Source organism: Mycobacterium sp. PSTR-4-N (assembly GCF_022348085.1).
GTDB lineage: Bacteria > Actinomycetota > Actinomycetes > Mycobacteriales > Mycobacteriaceae > Mycobacterium.
On record NZ_JAKRFN010000006.1, the window covers coordinates 156501 to 177198 of the forward strand.

Consider the following 20698-nt stretch of genomic DNA (forward strand, 5'->3'; position numbering starts at 1 on the left):
TCACAGGAAGTGACTGCGCTTCCACATCCGGCGGGCCACCGGCCCCATCAGCCCGACGTCGTCGAGGAACTCGCCCAGCGGCGCGAAACCCGTTCGCTGGACGGCGTGGAAGTGCGGGTTGGCGCGGGCCTGCCGTTGCGCTTCGGCGCCGTCGAGACCTACGCGTTGGTAGAGGCCGCGTCGGGTGAAGTTCTGGAGGTAGAGCCGGGCGCCGAGGCCGTGCAGGTTGGACAGCAGCCAGCGCATGCGCGGCGACAGCGAGCCGACGTCCCGCCGGATGCCGTCGCGGGCGAACTGGATGTGGCGAGCCTCCTCGGTGACGTGGATGCGCATCACACGCTGCACCAGGGGCTGAACGTCGTCGCCGTCCTCGAGGATCCTGCGTTGCAACGCATCGAAGATCTCCTCCCCGACCAGCGCTGCGATCCACAGCATCGGACCGCGGAACACGAAGGCCATCGCATTGACCCGGCGCGCTGCATTCCCGGTGGGCCAGAAGGGCTCCACGCCCACGCGCTCGATCGCCCTGCCGAACATCAGCATGTGGCGCGCCTCGTCACCCAGCTCGGTCAGCTCGTAGAACGTGCTGTGCGCCGTCGGCGAGGAGTGGATCATGCCGCGTAGCAACGACTGATTGAGCATGTTCTCGAACCAGATCCCCATCGACAGGTAGTTGACGAACTCCTGCCGCGACAGTTCGAACCGCTGCTGTTGGGACATCTGCTCCCACAGCGGCGTGCCGTAGAGCGACGACATCTGCGGCGGGACGTAGTACTTGTCATCGGCCAGTGGGGCGTCCCAGTCGATGTCGACGACGGGTTCGTAGGACTTCTTGGCCGAGCCCTTGAGCAGCCGCAGCGAGATGTCCTCCCGACTGGCACCACTACCTGGCATGGTCGACGAGATGGTCATGCCGCCTATTCTTCTTCACCTCTGTGGGCAGCTTCTCGCCCCGAACGGCCAAACTTTCCCGATGAAACTGCCTTGAGAGGGCAACCGCGGGTTCCCGGGCCCGTACGATCGTCGGCATGGCCGAGCCACCGACCCCGGGACCGCGAATTGTCGGGCTCCCGCCGCACACGCTCGCCGCGATGCGGGCGGGGTTGCCTGACCTGATCGACCGCATGGTGTTGGCCGTGATCGCCGAGGTACCCGCGCTGGCAGCCGCTGCCGAGGAGTCGTGGCGGCCGGTCATCGACGCATCGGCCGACCAGCTGTTGGGTGCCTTGCTGAACCAATTGCACGCGTCGACAGAACCGCTCACGGCCGTGCCGATGCAGGACGTGCTGGACACGGCCTACCGCTTCGGCCGCCGTGAAGCCCGCAACGGCCGCCCCACTGAGGTGCAGCTGGCGGCTTACCGGGTGGGGGCGCGCGAACTGTGGCGCGACTGGAGTTCTCTGGCTGTGCGTGACGGCATCGACCGAGACCAGATCAGCGCATTCGCCGAGATGTTCTTTGCCTACCTGGATCAGATCTCGGCAGCAGGAGTGGCGGGTTATGCCGAGGAACAGGCCAAATCAGGGTTGGACCGCGAGCGGCAGCGGGAGCGGCTGGTTCGCCTGGTGTTGAGCGGCGCGCCCACGGAGGAGCTGGAACGCGCTGCAGCAGAGGCGAATTGGGTTGTCCCGCGCACGCTCACGGCGGTCGTGTTGGCGAGCCGGCGGCATGCCGCGATCTCGGCAGATCCACGCACGCTCAATGTGCCCGAGGATGCCATCGAGGAGGTGGCCTCCGGTCAACATGTGGTCCTCGTCTGCGATGTCGGCGGCACGGCCCGCGCACCGTTCCTCGTATCACTGGACACAGCGAATGCGGTTGTGGGACCGGCGACGCCGTGGCAGACGGCGCGATCGTCGGTACGCCGGGCGGTTCGGGCCGCGGCGCTGCGCGGACCGGATGCCGTCGGCGTCCTGGACACCGACGAGTTCCTCCCGGAACTGGTGGTCAGCGCCGACTCCGAAGCCCTTGCGGACCTGCGCAATCGCGTGCTTGCGCCGTTGGCGGGGATGCCCGACCGGGCGCGGGACCGGCTCGTCGAGACGCTGCGGTCCTGGTTGCTGCACCAGGGCCGCCGCGAGGACGTGGCTGCCGAGCTGTACGTCTCGCCCTCGACGATCCGCTATCGGTTGCGACAACTGCGCGACGCCTACGGCGATAGGTTGCAGGATTCGCGAACGATCGCCGAACTCACTGTCGCCCTTGCGGTTACGTGATCGGATTTCCCTCGTCGTCCCAGTGCGCCGCGACCTTCTTGCTCGGCTGCACGCGCGGCGGTTCGCCCGGCATCTTCGGGTAGCTCGGTTCTCCGGGTAGTTCAGGGCTGTGCGGTCGTGAAGCTCCTCCGGCGCTGTGGGTCGTCGACCTTGAGACCGGCCGGTGGTGGGCTTGTTTGCTGAGCATCTTGAGGTGGACAGACTGGCCGCCGCAAGACGGTGTGACCGTCACGACGGACCTCACCGCCTCAGTCCCAAGGCGTGCCAACCATCCGCATTGTAGACATTGCGTTCGGTCTCGAATCTAGTTGCAGCGCAGCGCTAACTCACAGACCGCGTTTCACAGCGCATACCGCACGCAAGGTGGTGGTTGCAACCAACATTCGGCTTAGCTTCTCTCGAACAGCTCGACGCTACCTAGTACTACAGTTGTAAGTACTAGAGGCCGAGATCGTCGGCGAAAGGAACAGGTGCGACCCCAGTCACCTGGCGGAGTCGCAATAGCGCAATAACCTTTCAGATGGCCTCTTGGCAAGATTCGCTTATGAGTGGGGTCGATGGCCAGAAACGCTAGAGGCGGCACTGTCCGACACCAACGCAGGACCGCAGTCGAAGTTTCAAGCACCTGCCGACTCGCGACTACACTCCTGGCCCTTCCTCGTGGTAGCCGTAGTCGGCAGGGTCGATGTCTGCATACTGCCACTCGTCGGCACTTTCGGCGTCGCGCGCATCACGCCAACCCTCTTCCTCATCATCGGTAGCCTCGTCCGTACCGAGATCGAGGCTGAACTGAACGTCGGTCAGCACCAAATGCTCCTGATCAAGATGCAAGTTGCAAACAGGACACTCGGCATACTCGACGGTCCCTGACACTATTGCGTAAAAAGCGAAGCTGTGCGGTGCATCAGAATCGTCGACATCGATTTCCCGCTGCACGTCATACACGACCCACATGTAGTTTCCGCAGGCCGGGCAGTTGTGCTTCCGAGACGTTTGATAGTCCTCCACCGGGGGCAAGCGCGCCTCAAGTTCGCTAACTACTCGATTGCGATCGTTTTCACTGAGGCCAGCGACCAACTTCGCGTAGATTGACTTCGCTTCACCGACCGCATCACTGTAAAATTCCAGCAAACTCTCATATCCAGCCTTTCGGCGCGCTTCGACGATTGCGAAGTGCTTGGGTGACCAGAACTCGTTGAGGTCGGCTGATTGATTCATGGCGTCGCGAATTTTAAACACGCCATCCACCAGGGTCACCAATTCGTTGAGGGCGGTGTCCAGGTCCTGATCGTTTGGCGACAGTGCCAAGTGCTGGGCACCATGCCGAACTTCGAACAGCAACTTGGGCTCCGGCAAGCCAGGCGCGTTACCCGGCTTGCAGTCATTAAGCCGCCGCAGCGCGTCGGTGCCCCCGATAGTGCCAACCTTGCCCTGATGTAGCTGCCGCGAAATGCCGGCTAACGCCCACAACGTGGGCGTACCGCTGTTCTTCTCGGCTATGAGGACGGGGCTGATGCTCGCCAGGGTCGCCTTTAGAAGCATTTCGCCCGCCTGACCGATCGCAGCCAAACGAACCCACCGGTCGAACCCCGACTGGTCCGCTGGCGGCTCCTCAATAGCTCGCCGAGCGCAGTCAGCGGCCAGCTCGAACAAGGCCTGAGCCAGCTCGGGGTGCGGCTTTTGCCCGTAAACCGTGTTCCATGATTTATGGGATGGCGGGCGAGATGGGTTCGTCATCATTCTGTACGTTAGCTGTCATTACCTACGGGAGGCACGGGTTTTGCCCACAACGCTGTTTGCGACGTATCCAATGCCCACGGCAACGAGCGCCCCATGAAGCTTCGTCTAGGCAGAACGGGCTGCCGCTTCATAGAGGTCAGGAGCACATTTTCTAAGCACACGAGGGCCCTGCCTAGCAGTTCATTGAGTACATCGCGGAGGAGCTTCACTCATCGAGGGTGACCCGTTTCGTAATCCAGTCGCTGTTCGACTTTGATTGCTGGATCGCAGCCGACTGTAGGGTGAACCCCGTCTGAGTGGCCAGTTGGGAGGAAGGGCGAAGCGGGAATAAATCGCAGCCGAGGCTGCCACCCGCGACGACTCCGTGCACTAGACCAGCGGCCCGTCGCCTTATAATGCCTAGTCATCCAGCAACATCCAGGGGTGGTCCGTAGTAGTCGCTGATGGTGGTCTCTTTCGGTTGCGCATTGCAGTCAGGCAATCGGAAGAATTCTGAACCCGTATTGCAGCAGCGGCGCTAGAGAGGTTTGCACTACGCCGCCTGCCGAGCCTGTCAGAGGGACGAATACATAGAGGTTTCCATCCGTCGTCGTTGTCACCGCGTAGCTCCCCCCGCGGTAAACCGCGACGTCGTTCTCTAGGTCGAAGTTCGATGAGTACGTCGCGATTCCCATTGGAACGCCATTTAGCGACGTACAAACCGCGGACCCAGTTGAATTGCGCAACACATCTGCACCATTGAAGTACGTCCCGGGCTGGCAAACGACTCGGCGCCATTCATCGGATGTTGACGGGCCATCGGCCTGGGTCGAGTCCTCAGCGTCCTGAGAGGAGTTCGCAAATCCAAAAATGACCACTACCAGTCCCAGCAGCACTGCCGGCACCCCAAGTAGCGCGATGCGGCCGAAAACCGGTAGTGCGCGCCATGCAAGCAACGCGTGCTGCCGCCAAGACATCTCAGCGGATCCACCCACCGGGACCGCTTCTGGGCCAGCCATCTCACTCAACGACTTGCCGTGAGGCCAGAGGTGCTCTGCGGGTGATGTGGCTGGCTTGTTTTTAGTTTGGGGTGGCGAGGAAGGTGTTGAAGGCGGCTCAGGCCGTCTCGGACGCCGCTTGGGTTGGATCTTCGCTTTGGGGTCGTTCAGCTCGTCGCGGCTAAATGCGTAGAGTTCGTCGTCGTCCTCGAACCGAACAAAGACATTCATGTCGTCCGCGCCGTCCATCAGTGCGACGACTTCGCCCACCTGCCCATACCGCTCGTCTCCGTCAGCAACAACCCTTACCCGTCGCCCCACCTGCACGTTAAAGAGGGGCGGTCGCGGCTCGGACGCCGCCTTCTTGCTGCCCCCACCAGCGTTCTTCTGCCGTGGTTCTTGTTTGCGGAGCTCGACAGCACTGAATGCGTAGAGATCTTCGTCGGATGGGAATTTGACGAAGACATTCATTCCGTCGGCGCCATCCATCACGTTATGGACCTGACCAATCTCGCCAGAATGGCCGTCACCCTCAGCAATGACTTTGACGCGGTCGCCCGCACGAATAATGAGGCGCGATTGCGACCCGGAACTAGAGGTCAACTGGCGAGGCTCCTGAGCTAGATCGATGACAGCAATGCATCAGCTACGCTAGCGGATTGCCCTGACCACTAGCTAGTAACCGTCCAAACGGCCATCTCAAACTAAACGGGATGAGGGGCGCACGATGCACTCTCACGCTAACGTCCCCAAACCCGCAATGGGATCAGGAAAAGCTAACGGCATCTAAATGGTCTGGTGCGCAGCAGTATTGAGTTGACCCACTCGTGGTGCTGCATTCAGTTTCCAGCTTTTGCCCATGCAACGATGTCGTCCAGCACGGCACGGATCGAAGGTAACGGCACTTTCGCAAGGTCAAGTCTACGAACAAGTTCCCGTACGCCGACCGGAGTAGAAATCTGCAGCCCGTAACGTTCATTCGCGAACGATTTCCAGTCGACCGAATCTGACGGACCCTTGCCGAGGTGCTCGCGACACTCAGCGACGAGCTCTTTCCAGCCCGGGAAAGGTCCATTGAGGTGTTCACGAATGGCGTCGGCGGGGAGCGCGAAAAGTAGATCCGCCTCGGGAACGCCGAAAGATGTCGGTGTCGGCACGCCCTTCTCTTCGGCGATCTGGATGACTCTCAACACCTTTCGTTCCTCAGAAGAACGTTTCCGCCCAGAACGTGCAGCCATCGTGGCCGGGTCGGTCGCGTCCGTGAGGATGCCGGTCTTGATGCCAAGTCCAGCAACGAGTTCGACAGCGATGAGTCCTTCGAGGTTTCGGGTTCCATGAATTGGAATGACCTTTACCCCGGCGGCATCCAGTTCGATACCCCCGTACTCATCTAGGACAGCTTCATCTAGTGGGCCTTCTACAAACAAGATCGCCCGGTGAATTGAAAGCGCTGCCGCTGGGCGCATCCCTACATCGTCAGCAAGTTCCAGCAGCCGCGTCGCGCTTGCCGACGGCAGAGTGCGGGCAATGGTTCGGCCAGTATCGAGTTCCCTTGCGATACGTACCAGAGTGGGCGGATCGAACTCATCGCCAGCCGCACGCAGGAACTCTTCGTGATGCGATGCCACCACCACGTTTAATCCGATGCCGACCATACGTTGGCACCAGCGGACTGCACTCGCGACCGCGGAAGGATGGAGGTGAGCTTCAGGCTCGTCGAGAAACAGAACATGCTCGGCATCCAAGCCGCCACCGACAACGAGATGCTGAGCTAGCTGTGTGACGACTGCTATCCATCGCGCGGCACCTCGGCCGATGTCGTTTACAGAGTCGGTGCGCAAGCCCGTATCTTCGTCCTCAAACTCGACTGAGACCCAAGGCGCCTGGCCCCACTGGTTGGGAACGCAGAAACGTGCACGAATGGAACCCCTGATGAAATCCGGCAACAAGCTCGTCGCTAACTCGGCAAAGCTCGCGACACGTTCGTGGATCTCCGGCCGCACCCGCCAAGCCTCTACCTCGGTGTCGTCGATACGTTCTGACCAACCTCGACGAGGGTTTCGACCTTTGGCTGTTCTTCCACCTTGCATGAGTGGCTTGAGGAGTGCGGCGCCCACTCGTTCGTTGATGTTGTCGAAGTCCCAATCAAGGAAAAGACGTTGCGGGCGTGGACCTTTCGCACATGTTGACTTGAATTGCTCAAAGGACTCCCCCTCTGCAAGACTGGTCAGATCTCGCAAGAAGTAGGGGCCTGGATCCACGAAGGCCACCAGCGACTCCTCGTAGTCCCTGACCAAGGCGACCTCCCCACTTGGAAGCGAGTGAACCTGAAAGCCGACAGGCACAATCTCCCTCCCCACGTTGCCCAGCGATGCAACTTCATTGTCGAACTGCGAACCCCTATCGAGCTGGACATAGGCCGCGCCACGCGGGATCCCGGTAACGTCATCAACTCCGCGTAACCCGCGGACGGAACTCGACTGCCCCCATGGACCGGGCTCCTCACCTGAAGCCAATATTTCATAGATTGCTTCGAGGACGTTCGTCTTACCGGTGTTGTTCTTTCCGAACAGCACCGTGAACGGCCCGATTTCGAAATCCAGATAGTCGATAGATCTGTAGCCGACGAGTACCACTCGCGAGAGTCGCATGACCGCGACGATAGCTGACCGCCGGAAAGGGTTGGCCGCCACAACGGCGCCTGGACGCTCCACGAGATGCCCAGCGATCCGAAAAGCGTGTTTGTAGCGTGACGGTGTGCCCAGCCAGATTGGGGATCACCCCTGGATCACCCAATCGCCTGCCGTTAACTAATGGCTACGAATCGGTTCCCCAGACCATGGGCAGATCTCCGAAGACCGACGCTGCGCACGCGTCACTGCATCATGGAAGGATCTCTGCACTGCCGGATCTTCGGACAAGCTCTCGGCTTCATACTGCAACCGGTTCCCGCATTTGCGAACGCTGTACACCGTGTAGTGGACGTCGATGCTGCACAGCGCTCTGTGCAGTCGCGCAACAAGCTGGTACCAGCCCGGGCCACACGCAATTCTCTTGTCGTACCCGGTCGGGATCCGGAGGAGCACCGTGATCAGTGCGTCTCGATACTTGCCAGCGTCGGTGGGAACGCTGAGCGCTTCTGCGGGGGCGAGTTGGTCTGCAGCCTCGAGGCCTACGAACCCGTTGGTGGCTGGCACCACCAACGGGTCTGGCCCCGACGGCCGGGGAGTCTTGGCGGACACGATGTAGGGTACTGCACTAAAGTCGCTCTAGGCGAACATTGACCTTCGGCGAGTGGCAATCGTATCTGGGTACTCGACGGTCCCCCGCCATCAGCCGCCAGCTACCGAATCCCCTCGATCAGCTCTGCGCCAGAGATGTCTAAGACCTTCGCGATATCGAAGCATCTCTCGACGAGGATCCCACTGGTCCCATGCTCTATCGCTATGAGCGTGCCCCTGGAAAGACCCGCGAGAAGCGCAAGCTGTTCCTGTGTCAGCCCCTTTTCGATCCGCAGCGATTGGACTCTTAGGCCAATCTGCCTGCGACGCCGCTCCCACGCAGCAACCCGCCTCGGGTCGTGTTGATCGCGAGCGGTGGGCACACCGTCTAGTAGGTCTGCTGGCGGATGAGAAGTCTGTACAGCTAGCTGAACATTCGAAGGTGCGCAGTTCGCTCAGGCGCCGTCGTTCTACTAGGGGCACCGCTGCGCCTACATCGAACTCGAGTCCTTCTGCGCCGAAGACGCGGATTGACCCTCATCAACTAAGGGTGGCGGTCGGATCAGCCACAGCGCCGCGTGCACGCTCGCTACTCACGTGTGATATATCCGAGTTGCTCGGCGCAGGAAGGGCAGAGGGTTTTGACCCGGACGTGGCGGCTTTGGTGCAGGATGCCGGGTTCTCCGCATCGTTCGCAGATGAGGGCGGAGGCGCGTTCGGCGTCTTCGGTGATGGCGTACATCGCGTCGAACAGTTCCGAGCTTGCGTCGTCGATGCTGAGCCAGCAGTAGTAGCACAAGAGGCCGAACTTCTCTTTGATCTGGTGCACCCGATAGTGGGGGTCGAGTCGGGCCAGTTGTGTGTCGGTGGCGATCACGAGTGGGTACCAGCCGGCGTCGACGCTCAGCCAGCGACCCCATCCGTCCGGAATGCGTCGCAGGATGGCCTCGATCGCTGCTGCATGCTCTCCGGCGTCGGGTGGGATGTGCAGGTCGTTGCGGTGCTTGTTGGGGTCGACGTCCAGGGCCATGAGCCGGCCGAAGGCGCCGTCGACGTCCTCAGGTGTGGCGGTGCCGTTGTTGAGTGCCTCGCTCATGGCGGCGACGTCGGATTCAGCAGCGCGCCCGAGGACCTTCTCCGCGTCGGTCAGTTCCGGGATGCCGTCACCATCGGCCGTCACCGGTACATCCTTTCCGTGGGGATGGCGCGGTAGCGGCCGCTGCCCAACTCCGCCAGCAGCGCCGTGTTGGCCAGGAGGCCGGTGTCGTCGGCGGACAGGACGGCGCGGCGCACGATCTCGCGCAGGCCGCTACCGCTGGCGCGCTCCGGAAGCGCGGCGGCCACCGCGTCGGTGTCGACGGTGTCGGCGGTGTCGGCGCCAGGTAGACCGGCGAGCAGGGCGGCTACGATGCGGGCGGCATCAGCACTGCGTCCAGTCGGAACGTCGTCGGTTGATGCTGCGTCTTCGGTGAGGGTCATCGCTTCAGGTGGGGTCGGCGGGATGGAGCAAAGTCGTACAGATTCTCACCCTGGCGGCGAACTGGCAAGGTCCTATTTCGCTGCCGCCGTACCAGCCGTTGAGCCCCGCCTTCGCAGCGGGCCGCGGCCATCCGGAAAAAGTGCGCGACATACTGACGGCGGCGGTGTCATCCTGACTTCTCGTGACCGACGACCGGGGGCCGCTGACTGCGGCCGAGCACCGCGAACGCCGAGAGCGTGCCCGCTCTGATGCGCGTGCCCGCTACCTCGCCTATCTGGCGGCAAGGCTCGACGAACGGGGCGGCGCGGACCCCGCGGGCATGGCAGAAGCGCTGTTGACGGCGTTGACCGAGTGGCCCGACATTGAGACAGGCGAGCTGTGCCGCTGTTCCTGTCACCCGCAGCTGCCTAGCAGCGACCTCCATGACTTTGGCTTCGGATGCACGTGCACCCGCACGCACGACCAGCGTCGCGAGTCATTTCGACGGTTGTTCGACGGGATTGATGGGTACTGGCAATCTCCGGAAGGCCTCCGAATCCGCGCCGCCGACGAGACTGCCGAACAAGACCTGCAAACCTGGCTCGCCGAGCACCCAGGCGTCGTTGTCCAAAGCCACGGCGGCTGGGCACCCGAACAGTGGCGCGGCGAAGTCGACGGACACAGCTTCTACTTTCGCGAACGGGGCGGAGACTGGGACCTCGAAATAGACCTCCGGCCCACCGGAAAATCCATGCGAATCGCCGACGGCCAGAGTGCCGACGGCACCACCCGCTACCGACAGCTGAACCTGGAGCGCGGGGACATCATCGCTTCCGGAACAATCTATGCGGACGGTTACGGAAGCACCCCCGCCGAGCGCGCACACTTCATCGCCACCACCATCCGAGACCACCTGACTCGCGCCGGATGTACCCACCGTCTGGACAAACTGGACGCGATCACTTCAATCTTCGGCACTGCTGTTGGATGGTGCGCTCTGTGTGGAAACCGCCTGTCCAGACCGTAGTTGGTACCTCCCGTACGCGCGCATAGGACCGGATCACACCGTGGTGTGTTGCGACTTCACTGACATCGGCGGGTCGGGACGGGCTTACCGCACGCGGCCGATGACGGCCCCATTGGTGTGCGGCGATGCAGTCGCCGAAGGCCCAGCTCGGCAATACTGACACAGGATTGGAATCGCGACATCGGCGAGAGGTAAGCAGTATCAGCGCTTCGCTGACTGCTGCTTTGCCAGCCACGCCTCGACGGCCGCAGACCGCTGGTGGCCAGCGGGCACGACCCGGCCCTCTAACTTGGCTGACGCCTTAGTGGCACGCATCCCGGCGCGCTTCAACGCAGCCTTTGACACCACTACCTTCTTAGGGGTCCCTCGTCCCATGGCTGCACCTCCGCCAAGCCTTTACCGCATCTGGCGATCGTATGGCCCCGTGCCGTCGCTGACCACTGGTTTTGCTCGCGGGGGATCATTAGGCCGGTAAATCTCCCGGGAACTTATCGTCCCCAACAAACATCCCTGCTCGTGATTCAGCGATTAGGCTGCGCACCGTGGGCACTGCCGCTCAGTACCTGATGGCCTCAGTTCGATCGACGACAAGACAAGGACTAGGAGATGGCAAAGCGCGACGATGTTGAGCTAGAGGTGGAATCGTCAGCTGCGCCGACCCGAATCTTGCGTGTGTCGAGCGCCAGTCGCGTGGTCTTTCCATCAACGGACATTACGCCAGCCATAACCAAGCTCGATTTAGTCAACTACACGCTTGCGGTTAGCGAACCACTTCTTCGCGTATTACGTCAGCGCCCAACGACTTTGGAGCGATGGCCCAACGGCGTGCATCCTGGGATGCACCTAGGACGAGGCGCAGACGACGGCGGCTTCTACCAAAAACGCATGATCCGACATGCGCCTGATTACGTCGATGGGGTCGAGATTACTTTTCCTTCTGGCAGAACCGCCACAGAACTCTGCCCAACAGAAACGGCGGTGCTCGCTTGGTGCGCCCAAATGGGGACAATCACGTTCCACCCGTGGCCGGTCCGACGTACAGATGATCCGACTTCTGTCGACAAACCAGACGAGTTGCGCATAGATCTGGATCCCGAACCAGGAACCACTTTTCGTGACGTCGTGAGGGTGGCGCTTACAGCCCGAGATCTACTCGGAGAGTTCGGGATAACTGGTTACTGCAAGACCTCAGGCGGCCGCGGCGTACACGTGTTCGCGCGGATCAAGCCAGATTGGGGTTTCGACGACGTACGTCACGCTGCTATCGCTTTCGGCAGAGAACTGGAGCGGCGCGACAAAGGCGTCACTACGGAATGGTGGAAAGAACTCCGCGGCGAGAGAGTCTTCGTCGACTACAACCAGAATTGTCGGGACAGAACGATTGCCGCAGCTTGGTCGCCCCGAGCGCGCTCTGGGGCACCGGTCTCGACACCGGTGACTTGGACTGAGCTCGAGCGGATCCCCGACCCCCGTGAACTCAACGTGTCCACTGTGCCGGGACGTCTAGCGGAGTCAGGCGACCCCTGGCTGAGTATCGACGATGAGCACCACTCGATTGAACAGCTGCTGGATCTATGGAACGAAAACCCAGTTGAGAAAAATTTTCCTCCGGATTACCCCAAGATGCCCGGCGAGCCCCCGCGAGTGCAGCCGAGCCGAAAAGTGGCTGCTAACTGGCAAGATGAGTGAAGTGGCCGCGCACTCACGCTGCTTAACTGCAAGGTGGAAGGAGCGGAAGTTGATCCTCGACAATATTGCCCGTGGAGAGACAGGAATCAGCCCATTCCGGCGCCGTTCATCCACTGCTTTGGCTTGATTGAACACCACAGGCGAGCCAATGGGTAGTCACAGACTTTAATTCGTCGGCACCTCGCCCTGCCAGTCTTTGACCACCCGATCGATATGCTCCGAGAGCCCCGACGAATTCTCGGCCTGCCCCCAGGCGGTCATGAAGTCTGGATCGTCACTCTTCGGAGGGTTGTCGACATCGCGCACTCTGACGGCGACTGGCACACCGGTGCTGACCCCGGTGACAAGGGCATGTTGTTGCGCAAGACTCGGGAGTTGGTCGAGAAGCGCGCGCGAACTCAGCGCCGTCGCGTGCCGCAACAAGCTCTGGTCCGCTTCATGAGTAAGCCGATGTGCGATCACGGTGCCGCACTGCGCGACAACAGTCTCACTGAGTTCGCTCGGTCGTTGGCTGGCAAGGAGTAAGGAGAGGCCAAACTTTCTCCCCTCCTTCGCAATTCGCTCGAACACAGCTGCCGAGCGACTGCCAGAACCGTTGAGCTCTTGTCGTGAGGGGATAAATCGATGGGCCTCCTCTAGCACCAGCAATAGCGGATGCTCGGCCCGAGGCTGGCTTCTTACCGCGAACTCGAACAGGATCCTGCCCAGCAAAGCGGTTACGTTCTCGAGCACGTCGTTCGCGACGAGGCTGAGATCGAAGATCGTCACTGATGGTCCAGAACTGTGGGTGGCCGCTTGAGTGAGGTATGCGTCTGCGGCCGGCCAATCGGAGTGCGCTCTTCCTCCGGTTGGATCGACACCCATTAGCGCCTTCAGGTAGTTACCAAGCGGGTCGACGTGCTTCTCCACGCGAGTGATGAAGTCGTAGCGCCCGTCAGCCAGGAGACGGCTCAGGCGCATTTGAAGCGTTGCCACGTAACCCGCGATCTTGTTGTCGGTACCCTGCTCCCGCTGGATTCGATTCGGCAGGAAGAAATCGCAGAGTTCTTGGAGCGAGTAATACACGGGCGCGTCGAAGTCGGGCGCCGCGTGGGCACTCCCCATGCCTAAGATGCCGAACGCTGCCTGAACCTGCTTGCGCATAGCGACGAACATGCGTGCAAGCACATCCCGTTGCGGTGCTGTCAACGCCGTCCATGGGGTGTTGCGAGCGTCGACCTGAGGGATACCTGCGTCAAGGATAACCTTGATCTGCGCCCACTGCGCAGCGCAACCGGACGTTTCGCCAGCTTGGCTGTCCACCAGGGTTTTCAACCCAGCAAGTTGCGTGAACGTCTTATCGGAACCGCCTTTGTCGGAGAAAGCTCCCTCGACGATCGTCATCGAAGTCAGCAGGTTTTGTAGCCGGAGCACTTCGGTGTTGCTCGATGCGCCTGCGACACGCGCGTCGGCGATCGAGCGCTGCAACATCGGTGCTTGTACCCCTTCGCTGGCCTTGAACAGAGTCAAATGCTCTTCGTTGTTCATGAACCAATGCGGTAGGAAGAGACCAGTCGACGTCCCTGGACGTGGTCCAAGTATCAATGGCCGAGTCCGCTTACTTCGTGTGGTCGGCGGCGAAAATGACTGGGCGTACTCGCCGTTGATGTCGAAGATCACGATGTGCGCGTTGGGAATCGGGTGATCGAGAAGTCCATCAATCACGGCCGTAACAGTGCATGACTTGCCGGAGCCGGTTGAACCGACGACCGCACAATGATGCCCAAGTAATAGGTTCGCATCCAGATAGACCACCTGCTCGCTGGCCACAGCCGATGTTCCGATCCGAAGCGCCGGGCCTCCTTTCGGGTGAAATATGTACTTGACTTCTTGAGGGGTCGCCGCTTGGACGGGGGCGTGCAGGGGTGGATAGCCAGTTAGCCCTGACTTGAAGATGTTGCCCTCGAACCGACCTACAACCGTGGCTTCCAGCTCGTAAGTAGCCGTATCGTCTTGGCTAAGCAATTCGACGCGCTCCTTCGACGCCTGACGCCCGCTGATATACACAGCAGTGACGATTCCTACGACGCGGTGAGCCCCCGCTGGCACTGTGACGTATGAGTTGACGACACCTACAGTTTGGAGACCATCCGGCCCCACCTTGGTGAAGCCCTTCGCTCCGACCTCCAACGCGACGCGGATCGTGGTGCTCCGAACATCGATGACCCGCCCGATCACACCGACGTCCCTCACACGGCATCAATCCCAGGAAGAGGCGGAACGGCTCCGCTTGCTGCCCGCTCCAAGGCCTCGATGAGGCTTGTGATTGCCGTGGGTGGACCCACGCTTCCGTGGGTGCTTGTGTCTGGCATCAACTCGGCAAGTTCTGAGAACTTGCCGAGGTCTCCGGTGAGTACGGCGATACGAGAATCGGCCGCGGCCGCAAGTGCCGCGATAGCCGTCGATTTCGGGTTTGCACCGGTGTCACTCAACGCCTTGCCGAGGTTATCCGAGTTGTCTGTCACTGCCGCCAGATCGTCATCGCTCAGGACCGCCTTCGGGTCGGCCACGAAAACGTTGAGCGCAGGGTTACTGGCAAGACTGCGCAACAAGAGCCGATTGATGTGGGGGTCAGCAAAGCCGTATCCCACTGCGAGGACCGCGGTGTCATCTTGTTGGACTGCATCTCCGAGCAGGCGCAGCAGATCTGAATACGGGTAGGCGAGGGAGTCAGCCTCTTTGGCGGCTGTGGGATAAATGAGCACGAGCTCGTCGCCCACGAACCCGTCGGCGCTCTGCTTGACTTCCAACGATTCGAGTCCCGTGAGCGCGTCTCGCTCGACGGACGATCGCCAGTTGAGACTGCCATGGACTTTGTGGAGGTAAACAGCTCCCTCTGCCCTTGCGACTACTGATTGGGTGGTCGTTTCCACTCGATGAAAGTCGAGGCCGTAGTGGGCCAGGTTCAGGCGACGATCCACAGTCCCGCTGAAGCCGTCGATGTATGGATAACCGAGTTGATCCAGAGCTCGCTCTATTACAAGGTCGTAGTTGGTCGTGAAGATACTGGGGCGCGCGAGATTTGACCGGCGACTGCGCACCATTCGCGACAGAAAAGTTCGGTGGGCGCGAAACGGATCAACGTCGAACGGCGACTCGAGCGCAGCCAAATCAGAGGGCAGTCGGCAAGCTTCAGCAAGCGCTCGGTTGATACTGCGGCGGAGACCTTCGACCTGCTCCTTCGGGTAACCCTTGGCCGCCTGTCCCGCACCGATTGAAACCGAGTCTTGACCCGCTTGCCTCGCGAGTGAGGCAGCCAATTGCAGTCCATTGAGCAACTGTTCCAGGTCACCATTGTCGGTGGGGTTGATGACGGTCAGAAGCTCGGCGTCGGCATCGCTGGGTTCGCCGCCAGACTTTGTGATCAGTTCGAGCACCGTCTGATTGGTGAGGTTGCGAGTCTGTGGTGACCCGAGATGAAACGAAGCCCCGGACCCAAGAAACACGACAAGATTCTTTACCTGTAAGAGCGAGCTCAAATGCTCGCGCACCACATGCGCATCGTCTGTCGTTATGAGCTGTTTGACGACTCCGCCGACCAGAAACAGCCCGCGAGGACGTTCGACCACACGGCCTTGGTGCTTTGGCCCCGCCTCGTCTTCCGGACCCACCTGGGCTTGCCGCGCTATCTCGGGCGATTCAGGCATTGAGCCCACCCTCCAACTGTCGGATGTAGGTAACCCCGAAAGCGACCACCTGTCTGAACTCTTGGCGGCGGGCTCCGATGTCGAACTGGCTGCCGGACCCCTTCTGGAAGATATCGAGTCCACGGCCCAGGAGGATCTTCCAGCCGTTGTCAGCCCGAATGGATCGGTCATGAATGGACGGGTCCCAATGAACGTCGAATTTGATCCCGACAGTGGCGGCTCCGTCCTGAATGTCTTTGAGCATCAACAGATGCTGCCTCTGAAACTCGCCGGTGTCCTCCTTGGTCACCAACGTCACCGCAATTTCGTCGGCAGGGTCCTTCGCTGAAGCCAGCAGGCCGAGGAGATCGACGAGGTTGCGACCTTGGTGCGGCAGACGGATATACGGATCGACGATGGTGATCTCTGTTGCGCCGCGGAGGTACGGAAGCAGCAGCGTTTCGTAGGAGACGCCGCGTTGGTTCTCCTGAAATTCGCGGTGGCCCTCGCAGAGTCGCTCCGGTTTCGGCGTCGTATCGACCGTCGGCGGCGTAACTGGGACCTCGGGGTCTTGGACCGTGGTGCCCGACGAGTCCTCGTTCTCGTCATCGTCGGACTGCAGCCGGCGGTAGTACCTCGGGTACTCGTCTTCTTCGAGCGTGGTGACGGCATGCCATTCGTCGGCCTTGTCGAGGTAGCCGAATTTAACGTTGGCCATCGTGGTGTCGATTCGCAGGATCTGGTCCTTGACCCGCTTACGGCCTTCAATAGCGAACCGGAGTATCTCTTCGACCTCCTCCTTCGTCGCTTCCCCGTGTGGGAAGAGGATCTTTGAAAGTCCGGAGAACGTCTTGTGGATGCCATCGCGGTCACGGGTGGAGATATCAGAGCCCAGGGTGAAGTGCTGCTGGTAGCGGTCCGAGTAGTCGGCGTCTCGCATGGACTTGAGTACTTCGGCGATGTAGTCGACGACGAATCCATAACCTTCGGAGAACATCTCGCCCCTGATGGTGTCGACTTCCCAGCCGGGGATGTAGTAGTGCAGGCGGTCGAGGTAGGCGGAGTCGTGGTAGCTCTCTGGTAGCTCGTCGAACAGGTCGGAGTTCTTGAGCATGAAGGGCACGGTGTGTGATGTGTTGCCGACGAACACCATTGAGGCCTCTGCGCCGAGAGTCTCGACACCGCGGGAGAACGACTTGTTCGCCATGTAGTTCTTCATGATGTCCACGAGTGCTTTGTCAGTGCGCTTCTTCTTGCCCGCGAACTCGTCGAAGGCGACGACGTCCCAGTAGCCGACCAAGCCGAGGCGGCCATTGGAGTTGTTGACGAAAAGCTTTGGGACGGTGACTTCGCCACCGGAGATCAGCATGCCGTGTGGCGAGAACTCGGAGAAGATGTGCGATTTCCCCGTGCCCTTCGGCCCGAGCTCGACGAGATTGTAGTTGCGCTCGACGAAAGGGATGAGACGAACGAGCTGAAGGAGCTTGGCGCGACGGCCGAACATCTCTGGGTTGAACCCTATCGACTGAATCAACAGGTCGACCCATTCGTCGGTACTTAGTTCGCGCCGGGCGGTGATATAGCCGTCGAAGTCAAAGTTGGACAGCTGGATCGGTTTGATCGACCCTAGGATCCACGGCACGACCTTGGCGTTGTCGCTGTGGAAGTACTCGATGTCGCAGATGCACCACACGCCACCGACGAGCAGCTTCGGGTGGGCCTTGATGGTGGCCGACTCAACGAGGACCTGCTTGATGCCGAGGTTGGCGAACGTGGCCTCGTAGACGTCGTCCTTATCGTTGAGGCTCACGGTGACCTTATCGATGATCTTGTAGCGCCCGCGTTCTTTGATCGTCGACTTCACCAGTTCGGACTGGTTCCGGTGAACGTAATGATCGGCAAGGATCTGCCGGACTGTGTCGATGCCGGCCTGGATGGTGGCTTCGTCGTCCGAGGCGGCGTACTGACCGAGTAGGTACTCCAACACGTACGACGGGACGATTGCGTTGCCCTTCACAGCCTTGACCAAGTCCTTGCGTACGACGACTCCGGCGAAGTGCTCATTGATCTTGCGGTCGAGCGCCGACTGCGCCGGCGGTTCAGGAGCCCCGTCCTCCACGGCGTCCACGCTTAGCTCACCCACTTCGCTCATCACGTACCTTCCTTAGAAGTCGAAATCCGAGGCAAACGACCGCTTTAGCGTGTATATCGCCTTGGCGTAGACGCGCCATTGGTTGGTGTTTGGGATGCGCTCTTCGAGCCGGAACTCGACCGCACGGTTGTTGTAGTCGTTGGCGTCCTGGCTGAGCAGCATGTGGGCGCTTTGATAACGGTCCCGCTTGTCGGTTGAGGATTGATCGAAAGTCAACTCAGCTTGGTTCGAGATCAGGGTCTCCCCTACGTAGAGCCCGGCACGGACGGTGCGAGGCTGCACCTTGTCGCTCACCGGTTCGGACTGGAACAAGCGAACGACGACCTGCCCCGTGGTGATCTTGTCGGACTCCGGCCACACCTCGACGTTGACCAACCGGGTATCGGTTTTGCGCTTCTTGTTGACAGCGAGCACCGGTACGACGACTTCCTGAAGTGTGGAGCCGCCGTGGACGAATCGCGTGCCTCCGCCAGGTAGCCGAAGTCGATGAATCGACTTGGGGATCTGAACCTCGAAGTCGCTGCCGAGGTTGAGTTGTGCAGACGTGAATGTGTTGAAGGCCATGTCGATCTTGAGGCCGCGCCCGAGGATATAGCGGCGGTTGACCACCTTGATGTCGTCGCCCTGCGGCTTCGTCGAGAGGAAGAACGAATCAGCGAGGGCGTCGTCTTGAAACAGGAATCCATGGTCGGCCGTGATGAAGATGTTCGTGGCGTTGGCATTAGCCAACTTCTTTACGAGGTCGATGATGTCCCGCAGGGTGTCCTCCGCGGCTTCGAAGACCTGCCGCTCGGAGATCGGGTCATCTCCGATCTTGTCGATCCGATTGTGGTAGACGTACAGCACTCGATTCGATTTGAAGAGTGCGCGCCGTTCGTCGCCGGTCATCCCTCTGAACTGCTCAGCCTGAATTGCTGAACCGCCCACGTTCTCAAGGATTTTGCCACGGAAGGCAGTTCCGTTGGTGGGCTGGCCGTCCGCCAGCACTGTCTTCGCGTCATCGGAGTGCTTAAGCGTGGTGTGCGGCAGCAGTGCTGCCATTCCCAGTTGTGTATAGCTGGGCAGCACGCCTAGGACCGCATCGAGTGAGGCGTCGAAACGATCCTCCTGACGGATGCGCGACCCGAGCTCCTCGGCCACCTCGTAGCGCAGCGCGTCGGAGATGATGACGACCGCCTTCTTGTCACCGTCGCGTACCAGCGGCTCGACGTAGTCGGCGTAGAAGGAGGTCTGCGATCGCAATACGGACGACGTCCACGCGTCCGCGTCGTCGACCTTCTGCTGCCAAGAATTGCCCAGCTCGTAGACGAATGTGTTGGTATAGCGCTTCTCGACCTGCTCACGCAGCGGTCCCAGCGGATGCGGGCCCTCGTAAGTCCTATACGCAAAGGTGAACTGTCGATAGAGCTGGTCGATACGGAACCATTCGCGGCGGTACCGCTCCAATGCATCGTCGAACGACTGCGCAACGAAGTTCAGCGACACCAGTTCGGCCAGCAACTCCGACGCGCTGGCGATCGCCGTGTAGAGCTGCTTATAACCATCGACCCACACGCTGCTCTGCCGCGCACGCACGACCTCGGCGACCTCGCGCGCGGTGACGGTTCGCTCGGCCACCGCGCTTGCCAGGTCGCTGAGGATCTTCTGGTCAGTCTCTTCGAACAGGTCGACCGACACGAGGTCGCGGAAGCTGGCGTCTTCGATGGCGGAGGCGTAATCGAGGTCGGCGGCCGCGCGCTTGGCCAGCGTGGCGAGCGCATCCTGGCTGCGCCGGTCGTTGCGGAGGCTCGCGAAGTCGAGCTGGATGTTCCGCAGGCCGCCCGGTCGTTCCGATGCGAAGCCGTCAATCGCCTTCCGGAAGGTCCACAGTACAAAGTCCTCTACGCTTGGTGTTGGAGACTCATATCCGTAGATGGAGGCGACGCCGCGCCAGAAGAAATCGTCGAGTTCATAGTCGACGAGGGCGTCGTACTTCGTCCGATTGTCCTTCGCGTTCTCAACGAGGAGCGTCCGGGTGACCTCCAACAGACTGTGCGAATCCTTCACCCCGAGCACCACCGCGGTCATTTTGGCGCGCAAGACTGTTGGGTCGTCATCGGGATTCAGTAACGCCTTCAGACTCTGAACGCGTCTGGCCGCATTGAAGAACTTCTCATGCGCCTGGACGACCTCGTCGATCCCGTCGGCGGTGAGCCCGAGGTCTTGGGCGACCAACGACGTGCGGTCCGCCGTGAAGACCCCGTAGGCCAACTCCAGATCGAGGAGCCAGTTGCCGATTCCATTGGGAACATGTCCGGAGCGGTACACAAGAAACTTGCCCATCGGCTCGTCGTGCAGCAACCGCTGCTTGATGGCGTACTCATTGTCGGCGACGCGGATCGTCTCCACACCCACCAAGTCGAGGGCGTCGAGGTCCGCGGCGTATTGGCCGTCGGGATCGTGCCAGAACACGACCCGCGTACCTTCAAACCGACGCAGGAGGTGATCGCGAACGCCACTCACAGGAGACCTCGGATGCTCCAAATGGGAGCATGGACTTGTGCGGTCCACAT

The 20698-nt window shown here is 60.8% G+C and carries 14 protein-coding genes and 1 pseudogene; 3 read left to right on the forward strand and 12 right to left on the reverse strand.

What is annotated here, in order from left to right; translation table 11 throughout:
• Positions 1 to 912, reverse strand: coding sequence for a diiron oxygenase (locus MHN84_RS11180; RefSeq protein ID WP_241204700.1), 912 nt, complete (start codon positions 910 to 912; stop codon positions 1 to 3).
• 116 nt (positions 913 to 1028) lie between these two features.
• Between MHN84_RS11180 and MHN84_RS11185 the strand changes: the two genes are divergently transcribed.
• Entirely contained in the window at positions 1029 to 2216 is a 1188-nt protein-coding gene (locus tag MHN84_RS11185; RefSeq protein WP_241204701.1) for a helix-turn-helix domain-containing protein, read from the forward strand.
• On the opposite strand, the pseudogene MHN84_RS11190 reads toward MHN84_RS11185, so the two are convergent.
• From MHN84_RS11190 to MHN84_RS11220, 7 genes and pseudogenes are all read right to left on the reverse strand, one after another.
• Positions 2209 to 2319: pseudogene (locus MHN84_RS11190) on the reverse strand (ATP-dependent DNA ligase); the annotation flags it as partial. The gene MHN84_RS11185 and the pseudogene MHN84_RS11190 overlap by 8 nt on opposite strands.
• Before the next feature lie 536 nt (positions 2320 to 2855).
• The gene (locus MHN84_RS11195) at positions 2856 to 3953 is read right to left on the reverse strand and encodes a hypothetical protein (protein ID WP_241204702.1); all 1098 of its coding nucleotides are present in this window, start codon (positions 3951 to 3953) and stop codon (positions 2856 to 2858) included.
• A gap of 476 nt (positions 3954 to 4429) precedes the next feature.
• Positions 4430 to 5536: a hypothetical protein gene (locus MHN84_RS11200; protein ID WP_241204703.1), complete on the reverse strand. Its 1107-nt coding sequence runs from the start codon at positions 5534 to 5536 to the stop codon at positions 4430 to 4432.
• 236 nt (positions 5537 to 5772) lie between these two features.
• The gene (locus MHN84_RS11205) at positions 5773 to 7584 is read right to left on the reverse strand and encodes a TOPRIM nucleotidyl transferase/hydrolase domain-containing protein (protein WP_241204704.1); all 1812 of its coding nucleotides are present in this window, start codon (positions 7582 to 7584) and stop codon (positions 5773 to 5775) included.
• Positions 7585 to 8276: 692 nt separating this feature from the next.
• Complete coding sequence (locus MHN84_RS11210; protein WP_241204705.1) at positions 8277 to 8537, reverse strand: helix-turn-helix domain-containing protein; 261 nt, start codon at positions 8535 to 8537, stop codon at positions 8277 to 8279.
• Between the two features lie 206 nt (positions 8538 to 8743).
• Positions 8744 to 9334 carry a hypothetical protein gene (locus tag MHN84_RS11215; RefSeq protein ID WP_241204706.1) on the reverse strand — a complete coding sequence of 197 codons (591 nt, stop codon included), beginning with the start codon at positions 9332 to 9334 and terminating at the stop codon, positions 8744 to 8746.
• Positions 9331 to 9633: a hypothetical protein gene (locus MHN84_RS11220; RefSeq protein WP_241204707.1), complete on the reverse strand. Its 303-nt coding sequence runs from the start codon at positions 9631 to 9633 to the stop codon at positions 9331 to 9333. The genes MHN84_RS11215 and MHN84_RS11220 overlap by 4 nt, the downstream gene beginning before the upstream one ends.
• A gap of 182 nt (positions 9634 to 9815) precedes the next feature.
• Between MHN84_RS11220 and MHN84_RS11225 the strand changes: the two genes are divergently transcribed.
• Together MHN84_RS11225 and MHN84_RS11230 are read left to right on the forward strand one after the other, a co-directional pair.
• Complete coding sequence (locus MHN84_RS11225; protein WP_241204708.1) at positions 9816 to 10640, forward strand: hypothetical protein; 825 nt, start codon at positions 9816 to 9818, stop codon at positions 10638 to 10640.
• Positions 10641 to 11246: 606 nt separating this feature from the next.
• Positions 11247 to 12329, forward strand: a complete 1083-nt coding sequence (locus tag MHN84_RS11230) for a DNA polymerase domain-containing protein (protein WP_241204709.1) — start codon at positions 11247 to 11249, stop codon at positions 12327 to 12329.
• A 165-nt stretch (positions 12330 to 12494) separates the two neighbouring features.
• Here the strand turns inward: MHN84_RS11230 and MHN84_RS11235 are convergent, their stop codons facing one another.
• Genes MHN84_RS11235 through pglZ form a run of 4 tightly spaced genes read right to left on the reverse strand, consistent with a single transcriptional unit; the run spans position 12495 to position 20696 of the window.
• Complete coding sequence (locus MHN84_RS11235) at positions 12495 to 14546, reverse strand: ATP-binding protein (protein WP_241204710.1); 2052 nt, start codon at positions 14544 to 14546, stop codon at positions 12495 to 12497.
• Positions 14547 to 14557: 11 nt separating this feature from the next.
• The gene (locus MHN84_RS11240) at positions 14558 to 16015 is read right to left on the reverse strand and encodes an SIR2 family protein (RefSeq protein WP_241204711.1); all 1458 of its coding nucleotides are present in this window, start codon (positions 16013 to 16015) and stop codon (positions 14558 to 14560) included.
• The gene (gene brxL, locus MHN84_RS11245) at positions 16008 to 18146 is read right to left on the reverse strand and encodes a BREX system Lon protease-like protein BrxL (RefSeq protein ID WP_241204712.1); all 2139 of its coding nucleotides are present in this window, start codon (positions 18144 to 18146) and stop codon (positions 16008 to 16010) included. The genes MHN84_RS11240 and brxL overlap by 8 nt, the downstream gene beginning before the upstream one ends.
• A 12-nt stretch (positions 18147 to 18158) precedes the next feature.
• A complete protein-coding gene (pglZ, locus tag MHN84_RS11250; protein WP_308192934.1) occupies positions 18159 to 20696 on the reverse strand; it encodes a BREX-1 system phosphatase PglZ type A in 2538 nt (845 codons plus the stop codon).
• Between the last annotated feature and the right edge of the window lie 2 nt (positions 20697 to 20698).